Source organism: Serratia bockelmannii (assembly GCF_051803255.1).
GTDB classification, from domain to species: Bacteria; Pseudomonadota; Gammaproteobacteria; order Enterobacterales; family Enterobacteriaceae; genus Serratia; species Serratia bockelmannii.
On sequence record NZ_CP196512.1, the window covers coordinates 972,717 to 992,718 of the forward strand.

The 20,002-nt window shown below is 61.0% G+C and carries 23 protein-coding genes; 14 read left to right on the forward strand and 9 right to left on the reverse strand.

The window, feature by feature from the left end; all coding sequences use genetic code 11:
* Positions 1-9 precede the first annotated feature (9 nt).
* The gene (locus ACSJLU_RS04565) at positions 10-651 is read left to right on the forward strand and encodes a DsbA family protein (protein WP_342096698.1); all 642 of its coding nucleotides are present in this window, start codon (positions 10-12) and stop codon (positions 649-651) included.
* Positions 652-686: 35 nt separating this feature from the next.
* On the opposite strand, the gene ACSJLU_RS04570 is transcribed toward ACSJLU_RS04565, so the two are convergent.
* On the reverse strand, positions 687-1,409 hold the full coding sequence (locus ACSJLU_RS04570; protein WP_049295113.1) for an acid phosphatase: 723 nt from the start codon (positions 1,407-1,409) through the stop codon (positions 687-689).
* Positions 1,410-1,631: 222 nt separating this feature from the next.
* Here ACSJLU_RS04570 and feaR point away from each other — a divergent pair, with 222 nt between their 5' ends.
* Positions 1,632-2,531, forward strand: coding sequence for a transcriptional regulator FeaR (feaR, locus tag ACSJLU_RS04575; RefSeq protein WP_342096697.1), 900 nt, complete (start codon positions 1,632-1,634; stop codon positions 2,529-2,531).
* A gap of 33 nt (positions 2,532-2,564) precedes the next feature.
* Here feaR and ACSJLU_RS04580 read toward each other — a convergent pair whose 3' ends face one another.
* Positions 2,565-4,064, reverse strand: coding sequence for an aldehyde dehydrogenase family protein (locus ACSJLU_RS04580; RefSeq protein WP_016928934.1), 1,500 nt, complete (start codon positions 4,062-4,064; stop codon positions 2,565-2,567).
* 159 nt (positions 4,065-4,223) lie between these two features.
* Positions 4,224-4,862, reverse strand: coding sequence for a leucine efflux protein LeuE (gene leuE, locus ACSJLU_RS04585; RefSeq protein WP_004940625.1), 639 nt, complete (start codon positions 4,860-4,862; stop codon positions 4,224-4,226).
* Between the two features lie 237 nt (positions 4,863-5,099).
* Here leuE and ada point away from each other — a divergent pair, with 237 nt between their 5' ends.
* A complete protein-coding gene (ada, locus tag ACSJLU_RS04590) occupies positions 5,100-6,155 on the forward strand; it encodes a bifunctional DNA-binding transcriptional regulator/O6-methylguanine-DNA methyltransferase Ada (protein WP_099817533.1) in 1,056 nt (351 codons plus the stop codon).
* Positions 6,152-6,865: a 2OG-Fe(II) oxygenase gene (locus tag ACSJLU_RS04595; protein ID WP_060447663.1), complete on the forward strand. Its 714-nt coding sequence runs from the start codon at positions 6,152-6,154 to the stop codon at positions 6,863-6,865. The genes ada and ACSJLU_RS04595 overlap by 4 nt, the downstream gene beginning before the upstream one ends.
* Here the strand turns inward: ACSJLU_RS04595 and tehB are convergent.
* Both tehB and ACSJLU_RS04605 read right to left on the reverse strand, forming a co-directional pair.
* Positions 6,860-7,723, reverse strand: a complete 864-nt coding sequence (tehB, locus tag ACSJLU_RS04600; protein WP_060432526.1) for an SAM-dependent methyltransferase TehB — start codon at positions 7,721-7,723, stop codon at positions 6,860-6,862. The genes ACSJLU_RS04595 and tehB overlap by 6 nt on opposite strands.
* 100 nt (positions 7,724-7,823) lie before the next feature.
* A complete protein-coding gene (locus ACSJLU_RS04605) occupies positions 7,824-8,282 on the reverse strand; it encodes a GNAT family N-acetyltransferase (protein ID WP_025301694.1) in 459 nt (152 codons plus the stop codon).
* Positions 8,283-8,411: 129 nt separating this feature from the next.
* Between ACSJLU_RS04605 and ACSJLU_RS04610 the strand changes: the two genes are divergently transcribed.
* A complete protein-coding gene (locus tag ACSJLU_RS04610; protein ID WP_025301695.1) occupies positions 8,412-9,515 on the forward strand; it encodes a DUF1615 domain-containing protein in 1,104 nt (367 codons plus the stop codon).
* Between the two features lie 53 nt (positions 9,516-9,568).
* On the opposite strand, the gene ACSJLU_RS04615 is transcribed toward ACSJLU_RS04610, so the two are convergent.
* Entirely contained in the window at positions 9,569-11,248 is a 1,680-nt protein-coding gene (locus ACSJLU_RS04615) for an alpha-keto acid decarboxylase family protein (protein WP_049206230.1), read from the reverse strand.
* Between the two features lie 673 nt (positions 11,249-11,921).
* On the opposite strand from ACSJLU_RS04615, the gene ACSJLU_RS04620 reads away from it, so the two are divergent.
* From ACSJLU_RS04620 to ACSJLU_RS04635, 4 genes are all read left to right on the forward strand, one after another.
* A complete protein-coding gene (locus tag ACSJLU_RS04620) occupies positions 11,922-12,350 on the forward strand; it encodes a universal stress protein (protein ID WP_025301697.1) in 429 nt (142 codons plus the stop codon).
* Between the two features lie 208 nt (positions 12,351-12,558).
* The gene (pagP, locus tag ACSJLU_RS04625) at positions 12,559-13,149 is read left to right on the forward strand and encodes a lipid IV(A) palmitoyltransferase PagP (protein ID WP_025301698.1); all 591 of its coding nucleotides are present in this window, start codon (positions 12,559-12,561) and stop codon (positions 13,147-13,149) included.
* A 126-nt stretch (positions 13,150-13,275) separates the two neighbouring features.
* Entirely contained in the window at positions 13,276-13,764 is a 489-nt protein-coding gene (locus ACSJLU_RS04630; RefSeq protein WP_043135570.1) for a DUF2501 domain-containing protein, read from the forward strand.
* A gap of 50 nt (positions 13,765-13,814) precedes the next feature.
* Positions 13,815-14,078, forward strand: coding sequence for a putative hemolysin (locus ACSJLU_RS04635; RefSeq protein WP_043135572.1), 264 nt, complete (start codon positions 13,815-13,817; stop codon positions 14,076-14,078).
* A gap of 36 nt (positions 14,079-14,114) precedes the next feature.
* Here ACSJLU_RS04635 and ACSJLU_RS04640 read toward each other — a convergent pair whose 3' ends face one another.
* Both ACSJLU_RS04640 and ACSJLU_RS04645 read right to left on the reverse strand, forming a co-directional pair.
* Entirely contained in the window at positions 14,115-14,732 is a 618-nt protein-coding gene (locus ACSJLU_RS04640) for a hypothetical protein (RefSeq protein ID WP_193402557.1), read from the reverse strand.
* Positions 14,733-14,838: 106 nt separating this feature from the next.
* On the reverse strand, positions 14,839-15,528 hold the full coding sequence (locus tag ACSJLU_RS04645) for a transporter (RefSeq protein WP_049206228.1): 690 nt from the start codon (positions 15,526-15,528) through the stop codon (positions 14,839-14,841).
* A gap of 138 nt (positions 15,529-15,666) precedes the next feature.
* On the opposite strand from ACSJLU_RS04645, the gene ACSJLU_RS04650 reads away from it, so the two are divergent.
* Together ACSJLU_RS04650 and ACSJLU_RS04655 are read left to right on the forward strand one after the other, a co-directional pair.
* Positions 15,667-16,449, forward strand: coding sequence for a DeoR/GlpR family DNA-binding transcription regulator (locus tag ACSJLU_RS04650; protein ID WP_043135576.1), 783 nt, complete (start codon positions 15,667-15,669; stop codon positions 16,447-16,449).
* Positions 16,450-16,451: 2 nt separating this feature from the next.
* A complete protein-coding gene (locus tag ACSJLU_RS04655; RefSeq protein ID WP_025301702.1) occupies positions 16,452-16,835 on the forward strand; it encodes a VOC family protein in 384 nt (127 codons plus the stop codon).
* Here ACSJLU_RS04655 and ACSJLU_RS04660 read toward each other — a convergent pair whose 3' ends face one another.
* Positions 16,836-17,744, reverse strand: a complete 909-nt coding sequence (locus tag ACSJLU_RS04660; RefSeq protein ID WP_043135578.1) for a LysR family transcriptional regulator — start codon at positions 17,742-17,744, stop codon at positions 16,836-16,838.
* Between the two features lie 125 nt (positions 17,745-17,869).
* Between ACSJLU_RS04660 and ACSJLU_RS04665 the strand changes: the two genes are divergently transcribed.
* The 3 genes from ACSJLU_RS04665 (at position 17,870) to ACSJLU_RS04675 (ending at position 19,978) form a co-directional block, all read left to right on the forward strand.
* A complete protein-coding gene (locus ACSJLU_RS04665) occupies positions 17,870-18,751 on the forward strand; it encodes a pirin family protein (RefSeq protein WP_016928920.1) in 882 nt (293 codons plus the stop codon).
* Positions 18,752-18,867: 116 nt separating this feature from the next.
* Entirely contained in the window at positions 18,868-19,494 is a 627-nt protein-coding gene (ycaC, locus tag ACSJLU_RS04670) for an isochorismate family cysteine hydrolase YcaC (protein ID WP_025301704.1), read from the forward strand.
* Between the two features lie 154 nt (positions 19,495-19,648).
* On the forward strand, positions 19,649-19,978 hold the full coding sequence (locus tag ACSJLU_RS04675; protein WP_043135582.1) for a hypothetical protein: 330 nt from the start codon (positions 19,649-19,651) through the stop codon (positions 19,976-19,978).
* Positions 19,979-20,002 lie beyond the last annotated feature (24 nt).

A 20,002-nucleotide genomic window follows, 5' to 3' on the forward strand; every position in this document is an offset into this window, starting at 1 on the left:
GGAGTGTTTATGTTGGCAAAAGTTAAGCGTTCGTTCGCCGCCGCCGTCGTATTGATGTTGGCGCTGCCTGCGGTTCAGGCCGCGGATTACCGTGCGGGCGAGCAATACACCCGGCTGGATAAGCCGGTGGCCGCCGCGCCGGCGGTGGTGGAGTTCTTCTCCTTCTACTGCGGCCCTTGCTATCAGTTCGCCGAGACCTATCGCGTAGGCAGTACCGTGGCGCAGGCGCTGCCCGCCGGTGAGAAAGTCACCAAATATCACGTCAGCCTGATGGGCAAACTGGGCAATGAGCTGACCGAAGCCTGGGCGGTGGCGACGGTGCTGGGCGTGGAAGACAAGATTGAAGGGGCGATGTTCGACGCGGTGCAGAAACAGCGCGCCGTCAACGGCGCCGACGATATTCAGCGGGTGTTTACGGCGGCCGGCATCGATGTCGCTACCTATGAAAACGCGCGCCACAGCCTGCTGGTCAAAGGATTGATCGCCAAGCAGAACGAAGCGGTGAAAGCATTCGAGGTGCGCGGCACCCCGTCGTTCTACGTGGCAGGCAAATACAAGATAGACAATGCCGGCATGGCCAGCACCAGCGTTGAAGGCTACGCCAAAGAGTACGCCGCGGTGGTGCGTTACCTGTTGGACAAACAGCCGTAAACCGGGCCGTCAGGGCCCGGTGTTAGCCGCCGGGTCTATTTATCCGCAGGCAAATCCAGCGCCTGGCGCAGCTCGTCGCGCGCTTGCCGGTACTGCTGCTGGAAATCCTGCTGCTGTGAAAGCTGCTGGCTGATGACGCTGCCGGCGATGCGGCCCATCTCGATATCGGAAGGATAGTGGATCCCTGCCACTACTCGGTTGTCACCGTATTGCCAGGCGCGCGTCATGATGGCGGCGCGCTTTTCCGGCACCATATTGGCTAAGGTGATGCCCATCAGCGTGCCCAGCGTGGTGTGGCCGGAAGGCCAGGAGCCGGAGCTGGAGCGCTTGACGATCGGCTCGATGCGGCTGTCCAGCATATGCGGGCGCGGGCGCTTCCAGAAATCTTTCGCCGGATCCACCACCGCCGCTTCGGTCGCGACGATGCGATCGAAGAAGGCGCTCACGGCCGGCAGCGCTTTGGCGTTGAACTTCGGCCCCATCACGTTGCTGTACACCCAGACGTTCTCTTCCGCATCCGCCTTGGCCTGGCTGGCCATTTCCGGCGTGCGTTTCTGCTGCATGTCGAGCACTTCCCGCAGTTCGCGCTGGGTCTGCGCCGAGTCGTTGGCCGGCGGCGGCGGCAGGATGTGGGTCAGATCCACCTGCTGCGCGGTGGTGAACGGTTGGGCTTCCTCTGCCGCCTGCGCGTGGAACGCGGCCAGGGCGCTGGTGGTAAACAAACACAGCGCTAAAACGGATTTTTGCAACGATTTCATCGGGTCATGTCCAGGGTGTCAACGTGAAGGGGAGATCAGCCTGTATTTTTGGCGAGGCCTGTGACGATGAGATGACGGTTTCGTGGCGGATGAATGACAGCGCCCGATGATCTGTGATCGCGACGCCAAATCCCCCGTTCGCCATTGATTGTGTGTTAACGGATTGTTATGGTGTTTTTCTGTTCAACGGCGCAGCACCGCCGGCGTTTGAAGGGAGAGATCATGACGGCATTGGCAACGCTCCGGGACGCCGGCTTTGAAGAGTGGCTGGGGAAAATCAACACCGCCTGCGGCCGATTCTGCGCAAAAACGCTGGGGCCCGGCTTCAGCGGGGCGATGCAGGAGTTTCGCGCTCATGCCCTGCGTCTGAGCGTGGTCGACGTGTCTCAGGCCCGGCTGTACCGCACGCCGAGCGAGATCGCCCGCAGTGACGGTGCGCACTTTTTCACCGTTTTCCAGCTGCGCGGCAGCGCGTTGATGGAGCAGGGCGATCGCCAAACGGTGCTCTCTCCCGGCGACATGACGCTGATCGACGCCTCACGCCCCAGTAGCTTTACCTTCCAGCGCGATTCGCGCCAAATCTCTCTGCTGTTGCCGCGCGGCTGCCTGCCGGTGCCGCCGCCTTGCGCCCAGCGTCTCGGGGCTGAGCTCAGCGCGGTGCGCCTCAGCCGCCAGCTGGTGCTGAGCAGTATGCAGGATCCTCAGCTTGCCGCGGCGGAAAGCGAGGCGGTGCTGAATGCGCTGGCGGCGTTGCTGCGCCCGGCGCTGGCGCTCGAACAGGCGCGCCCGGAGGGGCAGCAACCGGTCTTCGACAAGGCGCTGGCATTGATCGACAGGCATATTCAGTCGGCGCAGCTGCGCCCTGAGTGGGTGGCGGCCGAGTTGGGGGTGTCGTTACGCAGCCTGTATCGGGTGTTCGCCCGTCAGGGGATGGTGGTGGCGCAGTACATCAGGAACCGCAGGCTGGATCTGTGCGCGCAGGCGCTGCGCAGCGCCGCCGGGCAGGAAAAACTGGCCGGCGTCGGCCTCGACTGGGGCTTCACCGATCACAGCCATTTCTCGACCGCTTTCAAGCAGCGTTTCGGCATGTCGCCGAGCGAATACCGTCGGCAGTATCAGTAAGTCAGGGCGCGGGCCAGGCCCGCGCCGCTTCACTCAATAGCGGATGCAGACCGATTTCGATTCGGTGTAGGCATCCAGCCAATCCGGGCCGAAGTCACGGCCGCTGCCCGACTGTTTAAATCCGCCGAACGGCATATTCGGATCGATCAGCGTATGGGTGTTGACCCACACGGTGCCGGCCTGAATGCGCGGCGTCAGCGCCATCGCCTGCTGCAGGCTGGTGGTCCACAGGCTGGCGGTCAGCCCGAAGTCGGTGTCGTTGGCTTTGCTCAAGGCCTCTTCGGCGCTCGCCACCCGAATCAGGTTGACCACCGGGCCGAACACTTCCTCGCGCGTCAGGTTCAGCCGATCGTCCGGGTTGATCACCAGCGTCGGCGGAATGTAGAAGCCGTTGGCGTCCGGCCCGGCCGCGCCGCCGATAAGCTCAGCGTTTTTCGCCCGGGCGTCGTCCAGGTAGGCCGCCACCTTGTTGCGGTGCGCGAGCGACACCAGCGGGTTGATTTGCGCGCCGGTATCCATCCCCGGCCCGACCGACAGCGATTTCACCGCCTGTTCGAATCCGGCCACCAACCGATCATAAATCGGCGCTTCAATATAAATTCGCGAGCTGGCGGCGCATACCTGCCCCTGATTGAGGAAGCTGCCAAGCATCAGGCCTTCGATCACCTGCTGCGGATCGGCATCTTTCAGCACGATGGCCGGGTTTTTGCCGCCCAGCTCCAGCGTCACGCGGGTCAGGCGATCCGCCGCCGCGCGCGCGATGCTTTTGCCCACCGGGGTGGAGCCGGTAAAGCTGACTTTGGCGATCAGTGGATGTTCGGTCAGCGCTTTGCCGCACACGGTGCCGCGGCCGGTGACCACGTTGAACACGCCCGGCGGCACGCCGGCTTCGCTCGCCAGCTCGGCGATGCGCAGCAGGGTGAGCGGGGTGGTTTCCGACGGCTTGATGACGATGGAGCAGCCCGCGGCCAGCGCCGGCATCACTTTCCACATGCCGATCATCAGCGGGAAGTTCCAGGGCACGATGCCGGCGACCACGCCGATCGGCTCTTTACGGGTATAAACCTGATATTTGGCGCCCGGCGGCATCGGAATAGAGACGTCCAGCGTTTGACCGGTGATTTTTGTCGCCAGCCCGGCGGTGTAACGCATCCAGTTCAGGGTGCTGCCGACTTCGAAAGCGCGGGCGATGTTGATGGATTTGCCCTGCTCCAGGGTTTCGAGCTGCGCCAGCTCTTCGGCGTGCTGCTCCACCAGATCGGCGAAGCGCAGCAGGATACGCTCGCGCTCGACCGGCAGACGCTGCGCCCAGACGCCTTCACTGAAGGCTTTGTGGGCGGACTGCACCGCCAGTGCGACGTCGTGTTCATTGGCGTCGGCGGTGGTGGCGATCTGCTGCCCATTGGCGGGGTTATACACCGCCAGGCGGCCTTCCGCGGCGGACGCGCGCCACTGGCCGTCGATATACAGCCCATGCTGACGATCGAGAAAACGCGATACGCTATCCAGCACGGCTACGGTATTGTCAGACATACATCCTCCGATCAGGCTCATCAGGTTATCGTTAACCCTGCAAGTCTAGATCAGCGGGAAAGCGGCGGCTTTGGTCTGCCTGACATTCGGTTTGTCCTGCGTGTCATTTTGCCGTGACGGAAGGGTAAACCGAGGCCGGCGGGCGCCGGCCGGGAGGGATCACGAGCTCAGGGTCGCCAGACGGGTGGCGAAACCGAGGAACAGCAGGCCGATCAGGCCGTTGCCGAGCTTCGCCAGGCCTTTCTTGTGGTTGAAGAAATGCGCCAGCATCGCGCCGGAGAAGATCAGCGTGCTCATGTAGATAAAGCTGACGGCTTCAAGGATCAGCGCCAGAATGGTGAACGACAGCCCGGTGTGCGCGTAGTTGAAATCGATGAACTGCACGAAGAACGACACGTAAAACAGAATAGCTTTCGGGTTGGTCAGGCTCAGCGTCAGCGATTTGCGCAGAATGCTGTGGCCGCCCTCAATCTGTTGCTGTTGCGCCTGCGCCTTCTGCACGAAGGTGGCGTAGAGGATTTTTGCGCCAAGGAACAGCAGGTAAATCGCGCCGAGAAAACGCACCAGGGTAAACAGGAACGGCGTGGTGCGGATCAGCGAAGCCACGCCGATATAGGCGCAAAAGATCAGGATCGCATCGCCGATAAACACGCCCAGCGCCGCGGTATAGCCGGCGCGCACGCCGCGCGATATGCCGGTTTTCAGCACGTACAGCGTATTCGGCCCCGGCAGAATGATGATGAAGACCACCCCGGCCAAATAGGTCCATAAATTCAGGACGCCAAAACTCTCTAACACAATAACCTCTCCATGCGCGCAACTAACAGGCAGAAACACTGGCCACGCCCGTGGCCGGCCGCGATCCTAACGCCGTGCAACCGGGTTGGCAACGTAATAAACTTCATGTTGTTGGTTAAAAATTGTCGAAACATTGTTGAAAACGTCGGCGCCGAATTAAAAAGCAAGAGTCGGCGTGTTTCGCCAACGGCCCGTCACTATGCTGGTTAACATCGAAACCGCAGTGAGGAACGGATGATGAAAAACGTAATCGACAGCGCCGATCCGCGCTGGCTGGCGATCGTCAGCCGCGACAAGCACGCCGACGGCCGCTTTATCTACGCGGTGAAAACCACCGGCGTGTATTGCTCGCCTTCTTGCCCGTCACGTCAGCCGAATCGGCAAAACGTGGAGCTGTTCGACGATGCCGAACAGGCGGAAGCGGCGGGCTATCGGCCCTGCAAACGCTGCCGGCAGGGGCTGACGCCGTTGACGGAACAGCATGCGCGGCAGATAGCCGAGGCCTGCCGCTATATCGAACGGGCGGAGAAAGCGCCGTCGCTGCAGACGCTGGCGCGCCACGTCGGGTTGAGCCAATACCATTTCCACCGGCTGTTCAAAGCGATCACCGGCCTGACGCCGAAAGGCTACGCCGACGCGCAGCGCAGCCAACGCTTGCGCACCGGCCTTACGCAGCAGGAAACGGTGACCGACGCGATCTTCGACGCCGGCTATGGCGCCAACGGCCGCTTCTACCAACAAGCCAACGCCGCGCTGGGCATGACGCCGAAGGCCTACCGAGCCGGCGGCAAAGGCATGCGCATTCATTTCGCCGTCGGGCGCTGTTCGCTGGGCGAGATCCTGGCGGCGCAGAGCGAGGTGGGCATCTGCGCCATTCTGCTGGGGGACGATGCGCAGCAGCTGGTGCAGGATCTGCAGGACAAATTCCCCAACGCCGAGCTGATCGGCGGCGACGCGCAGTATGAAGCGCTGATGGCGCAGGTGGTGGGCCTGATTGAAGCGCCGGAGAACGGGTTGGCGCTGCCGCTGGATATTCGCGGCACCGCGTTTCAACAGCGGGTCTGGCGGGCGCTGCAGGCGATACCGGTCGGCGAAACCGTCAGCTATGCCGATATCGCTCGGCGCATCGGGGCGCCCAAAGCGGTGCGCGCGGTGGCCGGCGCCTGCGCCGCCAACGTGCTGGCGGTGGCGATCCCCTGTCACCGGGTGGTGCGCAACGACGGCGCCTTGTCCGGCTATCGCTGGGGCGTCGAGCGCAAGAAAGCCTTGCTGGAAAAAGAGGCGCAGCGATGAGCGGCGCGCTGGCGGCGCGGCTGGCCGAATTGGACTGGGCGGCCATCGAGTGCGAACTCGATACGCAAGGTTGCGCGCGGTTGCCCAGCGTGCTCAGCCAAGAGCTGTGCCGCGAGCTGGCGGCGCTCTACCCGCAGGATGCGCACTTCCGCAGCCGCGTCGTGATGGAGAAGCACGGTTTTGGCCGCGGCGAGTACCGCTATTTCACCTATCCGCTGCCGTCGCCGGTGGCCGAAGCGCGCAGCCTGATGTATGCGCGGCTGGCGCCGGTGGCCAACCGTTGGAACGCCTTATTGGGCCTGGCGGTGCGTTATCCCGCCGACCATGAGGTTTACCTGGCCGAATGCCACCGGGCCGGCCAACGGCGGCCGACGCCGCTGCTGTTGCGTTACGAAGCGGGAGATTACAACTGCCTGCATCAGGATCTGTACGGCGAGCGGGTGTTTCCGCTGCAGGTGGCATTTTTGCTCTCCGTCCCCGAGCGGGATTTCACCGGCGGCGAATTCGTGCTGACCGAACAGCGGCCGCGGATGCAGAGCCGGCCGGAGGTGGTGCCGCTGCAGCAGGGCGACGCCGTGGTGTTCGCCGTGCATCATCGGCCGGTGGCGGGAGTGAAAGGCTACTATCGGGTCAATCTGCGCCACGGCGTCAGCCGGATACGCGCCGGCCAACGCCACACGCTGGGGGTGATCTTTCACGACGCGCTATAGCTTGCGCGCTAGCAGGGTGGCGAAGCGCAGCGAGATGCGGTTGCCGTTGGCGTCGGTCTTGTGCAGTTGGCCGACGTCCTCGTTGTATTTGAGGATCTCCCAGTCGCGATAATAATGCTTCAGCTCACCCGGGCTGAAGGTGAACGGGAACGGCAGCGGGCAGGGATAATCCTCGGTATCCATCGCCGCCACGATCAGGTTATGGCCGCCGCGCACGGTGCTGTCCTGCATGTTTTGCACGATAGGCGGGATCTGCTGCCGCTCGAGGAACATCATTACCACGGTGGACAGGATGAAGTCGTAGTCGCCGCTGAAGCGATGGGTATTGAGATCCTGCACCCCGGCACTCAGGCGGGTCAGCTGCTCGGCGTCGACGATCTGATTGAGGCGGGCTATCGACGGCGCGTGCTTGTCCCAGGCGGTGACGTCGAAACCTTTCAGATTGAGATAGAGCGAATTGCGCCCGCCGCCGCAGCCCAGATCCAGCGCCTTGCCCGGCGCGATGCGCGCCGCCGCTTCGATCACTTCGGAGTGGGTGCGCGTCAGTTCGTATTTCTTGTGGTAGTAATCTTCCGGCGTGCAGTAAAACGCCAGCCGGCAGGTCATGTCGTCCGAAAAGGAAACGATGCGATGCCACTGCTGCGGTGCGATAAACGGCGGCTGGCTTTCGGGGCTGAACTGCCAGGTCTCGGTGGTGGCGCCGTCTTCGGTCATCATGGCGAACGTCAGGTTCCCGCTCAGTACGGTGAGCTTCGCCCAGGTGCCGCTCTGGGTGTTGTGGCGCTGGCGGAAGGCCGCCGGCAGCGTGTCGCTGTTCCATTCTGGCAGGGTTTTATAGCAAAGCAGCTGCTGCTCCATAGGGGGCTCCTTTGGCTGGGCAAGCAAAGTGATTTATATGATGCATATAAAATACATCTTTATTCGTCATTTGAAAATCCCGAGCTTCGCAAACCTATTGCTACAAACGGCGGCGCATACGGGTGGTGACCGCATCGAAACCTAACTTGGAATACAGGCGCGCGGCCGTCGGATTATCGTTGAACACCGTCAGTTCGGCATATTCCGCCCCCTGTGCTCTCGCCGCGTCCAGCACCGCATTTAGTACCCGCTCGCCATAGCCTTTGCCACGCCAGGCGTGCGTCACTTCAAAATCATAGATAAACAGCTGCTTACCGAAGGTTCGTTGCTCAATGGCGTACCAGACGGTGGCGATGCTGTCCTCGACATTCGGCAGCCTCGCGCATACCAACCGTTGGCCGGGCATCGCCAGCCCTCGTTTGAAATTGGCTTCGGCCTCGATCAACGCGTGTTCCTGGCTGAGCTGAAACGAACGCGCCAAATCGTCTGCGTAAGCCTTTACCCCGTATTTACGGTAGTGATCCAGTTCCTGCGCCGTCATTTCTTTGAGTTCGATCATTTTGTTCTCCCTGCGTTGTTGGGTATTTCCCGGCCCACCTGTGCGGCGGAACGGGTATATTTATACTGGATTGTGCGCGGCGGCTGGGCTAATTTCAGTGCTGTTCATGTCATCACGTTCAGGGAAAAGATGCCGATACTTCGTTTATTCCACCCGATGCCCTTCCGTTTGCTAAGCCTGGCCGCGCTGCTGGCGCTGGCGGGCTGTACCAGCAAAACCACCACCACGGCACCGGCGGCGCGCCCCGCCGACGTCAAAGCCCGACTGATGACGCTGATCCCGGCTAACGCCGGCGATCGGCAGGGCTGGGCTACCGATATTACCGCCGCCTTCGCCGCGCAGGGCATCGAGCCGAGCGATGAGAACCTGTGTTCGGTGCTGGCGGTGACCGAACAGGAGTCGACGTTCCAGGCTAACCCGCAGGTGCCGGGGCTGCCGAAGATCGCTTGGAAGGAGATCGACCGCCGCGCCGATCAGATGCATATCCCGAACTTTTTGGTGCACACCGCATTGAAGATTTCGTCGTCGAACGGCCAGAGCTACAGCGAGCGGCTGGATAAGGTGCGCACCGAGAAGGATCTGAGCGATATCTTCGATGACATGATCGACCGCGTGCCGATGGGGCAGAAGCTGTTCGGCCATTTAAATCCGGTACATACCGGCGGCCCGATGCAGGTGAGCATCGCCTTCGCCGAGGTGCACGCCAAAGGGTACCCTTATCCGGTCGACGGCTCGATTCGCCGCGAAGTTTTCAGCCGGCGCGGCGGTATGTACTTCGGCATTATGCATTTGCTGGGGTACCCGGCCGATTACAGCCGGCCGATTTACCGCTTCGCCGACTTCAACGCCGGCTGGTACGCCAGCCGCAACGCGGCGTTCCAAAACGCGGTCAGCCGGGCGAGCGCCATTCCGCTGGCGCTGGACGGCGATCTTATCGATTTCGGCAGCGACAAGCCCGGTTCGACCGAGCTGGCGGTGCGCACGCTCGGCAAGCGCCTGAACATGAGCGACAGCGCCATTCGCCGGGCGCTGGAGAAAGGCGACACGGCCGGCTTTGCCGACACCGAGCTGTATAAGAAGGTCTATGCGCTGGCGGGCGGCAAGCTGCCGCGTGAGATGCTGCCGGGTATCCAGTTGGAGAGCCCGAAAATCACCCGCAAGCTGACCACCGCCTGGTTCGCCAAGCGGGTGGACGAACGCCGCCAGCGCTGCATGGCGCGCGCCGGCGGGTAACGGCATAAAAAAACGCCGCCGGTTTCCTGAACCACCGGCGGCGCGATCGCGCATCAGGCGCTGCGACGCGGGTTGGTCAGGCCAAAGTTAAAGCTGTTGCAGCGGTTACAGAACTCTTTCATCACCGGCGGCGTGTCCATCATCGGCACTTTCACCTCGATAAACGCCAGCCGATCCTGCCGCGAGGCGTGTTCCAGGGCCATTTCCAGCTGTTGCGTGGTTTCCACCGCCACGCTGAACGGCTGCGCCTGGGTATTCAATACCGCCGGCAGTTTGGCGTAGTCCCACGGGCTGATGTCGTTGTAAGACGAGTTTTCGCCGAGGATATAGCGTTCAATGGTGTAGCCGTCGTTGTTGATCAGGAAGATGATCGGCTTTTGCTCGCAGCGCAGCAGGGTAGACACTTCCTGCGCGGTGAGCTGGAAGGAGCCGTCGCCGATGAACAGCAGGTGGCGGCGCTCCGGCGCCGCCATCAGGGTGCCGAGCAGCGCCGGCAGGGTATAACCGATCGAGCCCCAAATCGGTTGGTTGACCACCTTGACGCCCCCTGGCATGCGCATGCCGCCGATGGCCGCGCCTGAGGTGCCGTTTTCCACCACTACCACGTCATCCGCCTGGATGAAGCGTTGGATGCGTCTCCACAGATAGGCCTGGTCGATAGGCGCGTCGCTCGGCGTCGCCAGCTTCTCACGGGGATCGGCCAGCGGTGATAAACGCTGCGCCGGCGCGTCTTCGCTCAGATCCAGCAGTGCCTGCAGCAGATCCGCCGTCGCTACCGCTGGGTAGGAGGTGTTGTCCAGTTTCATCGAAAACGGCTGAATATCCACCTGAGCGGCGGCGGGAATTTGCTGCGAGAAATAGCCGGTGGTGGAGTCTACCAGACGTACGCCGAAGCTCAGCACGCAGTCCGAGTGGGCCATGTGTTCATACAGTTCGGGGCGCGACAGATTGCCGCTGTAGCCGCCCATCCAACCGGCGGTGTTTTCCGGGATAATGCATTTGGCGGTGGGCATATTGGTCAGCGGAATGGCGAAGCGGTGAGCGACCGCGATGACCAACTGCTGCAACTGGTAGCGATCCACCATTTGATCGACCAACATGATTGGGCGCTGTGCGCGTTTGATTTTGGTTAACAGCGCCATCGCCGCTAATTGCACATTGTATTTATCGCTGGCCGGTAATTGCGGTGCCGTCGCCGCCGCGGCGATTTCAATTTCCACATCGCAAATATCCGACGGCAGCTGTAAATACACCGGTTTCTTCTCTATCCAGGCACGGGAAATAACGCGTGGTATTTCTTGTGCGGCATTTTCCGGCGTGATCAGAGCCTGAGCGACGGTGAATTGTTTAAAGCAGTTCATGACGTTGTCGAAATTCCCATCGCCCAGGGTATGGTGCAAGAGCTGATGATTCTTCATCGCATGCAGCGGCGGCGTGCCGGCGATGCAGATAACCGGCGAAGATTCGGCATAGGCCCCGGCGATGCCGGACAGCGCGGCCAGATCGCCGACGCCGTAGGTGACGATCAGCGCGCCGGCGCCTTTCATGCGGGCGTAACCGTCTGCGGCGTAGGAGGCGTTCAATTCATTGCAGTTGCCGACAAACGCCAGCCGCTCGTCGTTTTCCAGCAGCTCCAGCAGGCTGAGGTTATAGTCGCCGGGCACGCCATAAATACGATCGACGTTCAGGGCGTGAAGCTGTTGCAGAATGAATGACCCGATAGTTATTTTCATTGATTGCTCCGGATTATTTATCTTTATTTTGTCAGGCGAAAATCAGCAAAAATAAATTGCTGGCGATGTTGTGTCGTTAGCATTAACAGTTATTTAAAGTCTCAGCTTGTTCAAGATAAGGGGGGCGGCCGGTGAATAGGCGGTTTGTATTCGGCGCTTTACGCGATTGAGTAATACATAAAAAGTAGGGGTATTGGATATTGGAAAGAGACGGTATTTTTCATTGTCGGTATATCGCTAGAGAAGCGGCGGCGCATTGGCATTTATCGTGATGCAGGGTGAGTCATCCGGTACTTTTGACGCCGCGTTAAATCCCATCGGGTGGCGTAACGCTTTTTGCCTGGGAAAGAAAAGCAGAACCTGGCGTAAAGGGGGATTTTGGTGATCCGCCGCACGCTTATTTCATGAAACCACCTTGTAACCAATCAAAAACAAAAAATTAACAACGATCGTTTTTTGTCCGCCTTTTTTCGTCAGCTTTGCTTTACGGGCCTGCAGTGCGCGCCACGTCGGGCCGGCGCTAAAATGTGCCGTCACGGGCATTAATATAACGTGGTGGCCATCACATTCCGTAGGAAGTGATACGTAAACTTTTCTCTACGTGCGCGCAGATGGCGTATACCTACCAGAGGGGATGATGTCCCCGCGGTACTGGCCTGTGGGGGGAACTGCGATGAAAAGCTATCGACATATTCTGGTACTGATTCATGATGAGCGTGACGGGCTGCCGTTGCTGCGTCAAACGGTGGCGATGGTGCGCGGGCTGCCGATTGCCCTCACCGTCGGCCACCTTAACGCCGACTACGCCGAGCTGGAGTACGGCAGCGATGCGCTGGTCAAAGATCGCCAGGCGCAGGAGGTGATCGCCGCCAAGGCGATGCTGAGCCGGCTGGTGAGCGCCGTCGAGGCGCCGGTTGCGGTCAAGGAAATCGTCACCATCCGGCGCTTTAAGGACGTGAGCGATTTCATTCATCAGGCTGGCATCGATCTGGTGGTGGTCGGGCACCAAAACCGCCTGTTCGGCCTCTATTCCTCATATTCTCTGGAATTTGTGAACCGCCTCGATGTCGATGTATTGGTCAAGCACCTGGCCCGCGAGTAGCGAACGACAAAGCGGACTTTTCCCACGGTTTTGCCCTCCTAAAGGCGATAGCATAGGGGAAACCGGTGCAACCTGTTAAAAATTATTGGGAATATTCCGGTGCTAAACTTAACCAAAGCACAACGGGCGTTGGATAAATTAGATACAGCTTGATCTTGCCTGGGCTATCGGTAAGAATCTGCGGCCGTATTTTTACAGGAGCTTTACGATGTTTCTCAAACGGACTCTTTTGGCATGTTCTCTGGCGTTGATATTTCCTGCACTGCCTTCTTACGCTGAGGTTGGTACAGAAAGTGGCAATACCGCACAGGCTGAAAAACCGGGTCTATGGCAGCGTTTTACCGATAACGTGGCGGAGACCTGGAACAACTCGCCTAACCACGATCTCTATATCCCGGCCATCACCTGGCACAACCGTTGGACTTACGATGATGAACATATCGATAAGTACAACGAGCGCCCGTGGGGCGCCGGTTACGGCATCTCCCGCTACGACAGCGACGGTGACTGGCACGGCATCTACATCATGGCGTTCAAGGACTCCTTCAACAAATGGGAGCCGATCGGTGGTTACGCCTACGAGAAGATCTGGCGCCCGCTGGATGACAAGGATTTCCGCCTGGGGCTGGGCTTCACCGCCAGCGTCACCGCGCGCGACAACTGGAAATACATCCCTATTCCGGCGCCGCTGCCGCTGGCCTCTATCGGCTATCAGCGGCTGACGTTCCAGGCGACCTACATTCCCGGTACCTATAACAACGGCAACGTGTTCTTCGCCTGGCTGCGCTGGCAGTTCTAAATTTCCTGAATTCCGAAAAATGGCGCGGTGGCGAGATAAAAGGAACTTGTCGCCGCCGGCGGCGTCGGAAGGATATCCCGGCGCGCTGCGCCGATCGCATGCCGTTATTACAGGAGTTTCACCACTATGATCACCAAACATCGTTTACTGCTGGCCTTGGCGCTGTCCGCTACCCTGGCCAGCGGTGCCTCCCAGGCCGCCGGGCTGATGGATTCCCTCAGCAGCGCGGCGGGTGAACTGAGCAAGTCGGGCGGCGATAGCAGCAGCGGCATGTCACTCTCCTCGTTGACCGGTCTGCTGAACGGCGGCGACAAGGCGCTGAGCTCCAGCAGCATGACCAATGCCGCCGGTATCCTGCAGTACTGCGTGAAAAACAACGTGCTGTCGGCTAACGGCGCCGAAGGGGTGAAAGATCAGCTGCTCAGCAAGCTGGGCATCACCAGCACCGAAAACGCCAAGAGCCAGGATTATCAGCAGGGCCTGGGCGGCTTGCTGCAGACCGGCGAAGGCAAGAGTCTGGATCTGAACAGCCTGGGCACCTCGCAGATCACCGAGAAGGTGAAGCAAAAAGCCTGCGATCTGGTGCTGAAACAGGGCAAATCCTTTATTTCATGATGAGCGAACGGCGGAGCGCTCCGCCGTTCGTTTTTGCATAAGCTGAAAAAATGAAAAAAACGTTGATGCTTTCCCTGCTGGCAGGGATGACGATGTTGCAGGGGTGTTCCGTGAAATCCAACGAGGCGCCACCACCGCCGCAGGTGAAACCGATCGGCATGGCGAACCCGGCCGACGTGTATTGCACCAAAATCGGCGGCAAGCTGAACGCCAAAGAGAATGCGGCAGGCCAGTATTCCACCTGTACCTTGCCGAGTGGGCAGGAAATTGAAAGCTGGGAGCTGTTCCGGCGCGATCACCCGGTGAAAAAGTAATCCTCGCGGCGCCGGCTCTTTCTGCCCGGCGCCCGATCAGAATTGGCGGTCGCCTATAGATTGCAGCTGCAGACTGCCGTTCTTCTGTAGCGTCAGCGGCATGCGCCAATCGCGCTGTTTATCCAGGTTGAATGACCTGGAGCGGAACATGCAGCCGGTCTTGATGTTCTTGATTTTCATCACGTGTTCCGCGTCCGCATTGATTTTTACCTCGAAGCTGCCAGCGGGCGGAATAAAGACTTCCGCCAGCTGCTGCGGCGCCGCCGGCGTTTCCAGCTTGACCAGCACCGCGAAATCGTTGCCCTGATTATCCAGCGTCAGCCGATGCAGACCGGTCGCGGGCAGCCTGGTCGGCTGATGCAGATAACCGGCTGAGGCGGGCCACGGCTGGCCGGCATTGTCGTGCAACGGCCCACCGCACTGTTCACGCGCTTCGCGCAGCGGCATTTCGCGCTTTATTGCGCGGTTGTAATCGGCGGGGGCGGCGAGGCTGAACTCGTCGTCATACTGGTGGGCGCGCAGATAGCGCTTGGCGCCGAGCACCGCGATGGCAACCAGCATGAAGAACAAAAATATCCTCAGGCGATTTTTGAAAATCAGCCCGAACAGCTTCCCGGGGAGTTGAAACAGCCACCTTGCGATCGTCAATAACATCGTTTTCCCTTTACGCCCAAGCCGTTACGTCTGCGGTAACTTCGCTTGCCACAGTATAGCCAAAGCGTTGCCATCGGGCGGCATGCGCCATGAAATTCCCGTTTTTTTACCCCAAACCTTCCTCTAGCAGCAACAGTAGCAGGAAGCCGGCAAAGAACATCGCGGTGGCGAACGGTGTCTCTTTCCCGCCCTCATGCGCTTCGACCAGCAACTCCTCGGTCACCAGGTAGAGCAGGGCGATCAGGCCAAAGGCCAAAAAGGCGGTCAGCCAAAATGTGCCCAGCATGGCCACCGGCGCCCCCAGCAGGCCACCGATGGGCAGCAGCAGCGCCAGGCCGACTATCGCCGCCATGGCACGCAGCCGCCTGCCGAGAAAGTCTTTCAAATCGCCGACGATCGATAATCCGAGGAACAGCACTTCCAGCGTTAACGCCAGCGTCAACAGCAGGCCGGCTTTGGCGCCGGCCGCGAAGGCAATGCCCAGCACCAGCCCATCGATAAAGATATCGACGCCGACCGCGGCGATAAAACCGACCGGCCCCTGCGCTTTTTCACCCAGCCGCCGAACCAGCAGCATTAACAGCACCCCCGCAGCGCCGCCCAGCAACACCGCCACAGGCGACTGCTGCTTGAGATCGGGCAGGATTTCGGTGGCGGCGGCGGCGAAAACGATGCCGGCGGTAAAGTGATGGATGACGCGCATTGCGGCGTCACCGGGGCGGCGATAGAGCGCCACCGCTGCGCCGACGACGGTGGCTGCGGCGGGAAACAGCGTATAAAGCACGGCGGAGGTCATCGCGTCATAATCCCTTATTGGTGATGTCACTTTCAGTCTAGACGAGCACTGCCGCTCGAGTGTTACCAAAAAAGTGATTGTTCGATTATATACGTTTGTGTACATTTATGATCACTTTAGCGCCACCGGATCCCCGCGATGTCCAAACTGTTACCCAATGAGCGCCATCAGGCCATTCTCGACACGCTTCGCCAACAGGGGCGGGTGCTGGCCCTGGAGATGGCGCAGCGGCTGAATACCACCGAAGCGACCATCCGCCGCGATCTGCGCCAGTTGGCGGCGCAGAACCTGTGCAAACGCATCTATGGCGGTGCGCTGGCGCCGACCCCGGCCGAAGGCCCCATGACGGCGCGCATTGCCCTCAGCGGCGATGAGAAGCTGGCGTTGGCGCAGACCGCGCTGGGGGTGATCGGCGAAGAACAGCTGATCTTCCTCGATGCCGGCAGCTCCCACCTGTATCTGGCAGAGCTGTTGCCACGCGATCGGCGTTTGACGGTGGTAACTAATGCGTTGAGCATCGCCGGCAAAATGCTGGAACGCCCGGGGATCCGCACCATCCTGATCGGCGGCGAACTGGATGCGCAGGTCGGCGGCTGCGTGGACGCCAAGGCGGCGGAAGAGATAGACGGGTTCCATTTCGATCTGGTGTTCACCGGCATTTGCGCCTACGACCCGGCCGGTGGCTTTTCCGCATTGAGCTATCAGGACGCCACGTTCAAAAAGCGCTTGCTGACGCGCGCCGGCAGCGTGGCGGTGCTGTGCACCCGCGACAAACTCAATACCTATGCCCCTTACCCCTTCCTGCCCGCCGGGCGGGTAGATCATCTGGTGACGGCGCGCGGCGCGCACCCGCAGCTTGAGTTGCAGGTGGCGCAAGGCGGCGGCCAGATCTGGCACAGCGATTTATCGATCGGAGAATGATGATGAAAATAGCCCATGTTGCTCTGTGGACCCATGACATCGACGCGCAGCTGGCGTTCTGGCAGCGTTATTTCAACGGTGAAGCGGGGGAGGAGTATGTCAGCCGCAACCGGCCGGGGTTCGTTTCCCGCTTCGTCAGCCTGGCGGCCGGGCCGTCGCTGGAGATCATGTGCGTGCCGACGTTGCTGCCGGCGCAGGCGCAGGAGGAGCGGGTCGGTTGGGCGCACATCGCGCTGTCGCTGGGGGATGAGCGGCAGGTCGATCGGTTGGCGCAGCGCGCACAGCAGGAGGGCATTTTGCTGTCCGCGCCGCGCTGGACCGGCGACGGCTTCTACGAGGCCGTCATTCGCGATCCGGATGGCAACGCGATCGAAATCACCGCCTGATCACTCTTCTTCAATGCTGGCGAACTGCTCCCCCAGATAGTCGAGCAGCAGCCGCACTGCCGGCAGCAGGCCGCGGCGCGACGGGTAGACTGCGTGCACCACGCCGCCCTGTGGCTGCCAGCCCGGCAACAGTTGCACCAGCTCGCCGCGCAGCATGTCGTCGCGCATCATCATCGCCGGTAGCTGAACGATGCCGGCGCCGGCGATGGCGGCGGTACGCAGCATCAGCATGTCGTCGGTGACCAGCCGCGGCGTGTGTTCCCACTCCACCCGTTCACCCTGCGGGCCGGTCAGCCGCCATTGGTGCTGAGCACGCGCCGGGCCGAGATCGAGCGTCGGGTATTTACGCAGGTCTTCCGGCGTTTGCGCCGGCCCGAGGGTGCGCACCAGCGCCGGGCTGGCGGCGACGCACCAGGTGCGCTGCGCGAGGATCTTCAGCACCAGATCGCTGTCCTCCAGCGGCGGCGGCCGTACGCGGATCGCCAGATCCAACCCTTCCCCCACCACGTCCACCCGGCGGTTGGTGGCTTCCAGATGCACCGTCACCTTGGGGTAATCGGCCATAAAAGCTGCCACCATGCTGCCGACGCGGGTGTGCAAGATCGCCACCGGGCAGGACATGCGCACCGTGCCGCAGGGCTCGGCGCGGGTCTGCTCGATCGCTTGCTGCGCCGCTTCCGCTTCCACCAGCATCGCCTTGCAGTGCGCGTAATAGGTTTGGCCGAGCTCGGTCACCGAGAAGCGTCGCGTCGAGCGCTGGATCAGGCGCACGCCCAACCGCTCTTCCAGCAGCGCCACGCGGCGGCTGAGCTTGGATTTGGGAATGCCCAGCGCCCGGCCGGCGGGGGCGAATCCCTGGTGATCGACCACGCTGGCGAAGAAAAACAGGTCGTTCAGATCGGTCAGCATCGCATCCCTTATCGTTCTATCAGTAGAACGCTGAGTGTACATCTTGCCTACTACTGCAGCAAACCCCGGCGGATTAAACTTCTGACATCAACTTAAGGCCGTGAGGTCTGAAACGGGAGTTCAAGATGAAAAAAATCCTCGGTATTCACAACAGCCCGGAAGCACATTGGGTCGGTAACGGTTTCCTGGTGAATTCGCTGTTCTCTTATAACGATTTGGGGGCGGAAATGAGCCCGTTCTTGCTGCTGGATCACGCAGCGCCCACCAAATTCCGCTCCGCCTCCGGCACTCGTGGCGTGGGTCAGCACCCGCATCGCGGGTTTGAAACGGTGACCATCGTCTATCAGGGCGAAGTGGAACACCGCGACTCGACCGGCAGCGGTGGGGTGATTGGCCCCGGCGACGTCCAGTGGATGACCGCCGCCTCCGGCATTCTGCACGAAGAGTTCCATTCTCGGGACTTCTCGCGCAAGGGCGGCACCATGGAAATGGTGCAGCTGTGGGTTAACCTGCCGGCCAAGGACAAAATGGCCGAGCCGGGTTACCAGACGCTGCTGAACGCCGATATTCCGGTGGTTCCGCTGGCGGACGGCGCCGGGCAGGTGCGGGTGATTGCCGGTGACTTTGGCGGCCACGCCGGCCCGGCACGCACTTTCAGCCCGCTCAACGTGTGGGACATGAAGCTGAATGCCGGCCATACCACCACGCTGACGGTGAAAGAAGGCCATACGCTGGCGCTGGTGATGTTGCACGGTGCGATCCTGGTCAACGGCGAAGACGTGGTGCGCGAAACCCAAATGGTGCGTTTCGACCGGGCGGGGGATTCGATCACCATCGAAGCCAACAACGACGTCGCACTGCTGGTGCTGAGCGGCGAACCGATCGATGAGCCTATCGTCGGCTACGGCCCGTTCGTCATGAACAGCGACGCGGAAATCCAGCAGGCGTTCCGCGATTTCAACAGCGGTAAGTTCGGCAGCATGAACGCCGAAGCGAGCGCCGGTTGAACTTTGGCGCCTGGGGCGGGCCGTGTTCCCCGGCTCAGGCGCTACACTTAAACCTCAACGCCCCGCCGCCAGGCGGGGCGTTTCATCCGCAACTTCAACCCCACAGGAGTAAAACCATGACTGCAAACTACAAGCGCCTCGACAAAGACCAGGCCGCCGTATTGCTGGTGGATCATCAGGCAGGGCTGCTTTCGCTGGTGCGTGATATCGATCCCGATCGGTTTAAAAACAACGTGCTGGCGCTGGGTGATTTAGCGAAATACTTCAACCTGCCGACCATTCTTACCACCAGTTTCGAAAACGGCCCCAACGGCCCGCTGGTGCCGGAACTGAAAGCCCAATTCCCCGATGCTCCCTTCATTCCTCGCCCTGGCCAGATCAACGCCTGGGACAACGACGACTTCGTCAAGGCAGTAAAAGCCACCGGCCGCAAGCAACTGATCATCGCCGGCGTAGTAACCGAAGTGTGCGTGGCATTCCCGGCGCTGTCGGCGCTCAATGAAGGTTTCGAGGTCTTTGTGGTGACCGACGCCTCCGGCACCTTCAATGAGTTGACGCGTCAGTCGGCCTGGAGCCGCATGGAGGCCGCCGGCGCGCAGTTGATGACCTGGTTCGGCGTCGCCTGCGAGCTGCACCGCGACTGGCGCAATGACATCGAAGGGCTGGGCGCGCTGTTCTCCAACCATATCCCGGACTACCGCAATCTGATGACCAGCTACAACACGCTGACGAACGGCAAGTAACGCGACGGCCCTTTACCCAACCTTTCGCCTTTCATCACGTTAGACGCGGGATGTAAGCAAAGCGCAGCGGGGCGAAAAGGTAGCGAAAAGCGGCTTTCTCATGGGCCGGGGGCGGGGTAGCGTAATCCCGAACCCGGCAAATGAGGCTAATTCAATGAAACAAGCAATCAAGATCCTGGCGCTGCCCTGCATGGGCATGGCGCTGTTATTCAGCGCGAGCGCGATGTCTGCCCCCGAGGCGCCTGCGGCCAAAGCGTTGCCGCCTGTGGCGGGTGAACCGATGCGCATGCCGCCTTTCCCGGGCGGGCACCCGCCCAAGCCGGGGTTCTGCCACGGCGGCGAGCTGTTCTGCGCCACCTCGGCCAGCGACAATCCGGTGGAAACCATCAACAAACTGACGGCGGTGATCCCGGCGGGCAGCGCCAAACATTACGAGGTACGCGTCGCGGTAGTGGCGGTGCCTGACGCACCGCCCGCGCCTTAACACGCCCTGTCATCCCGCTCTGGC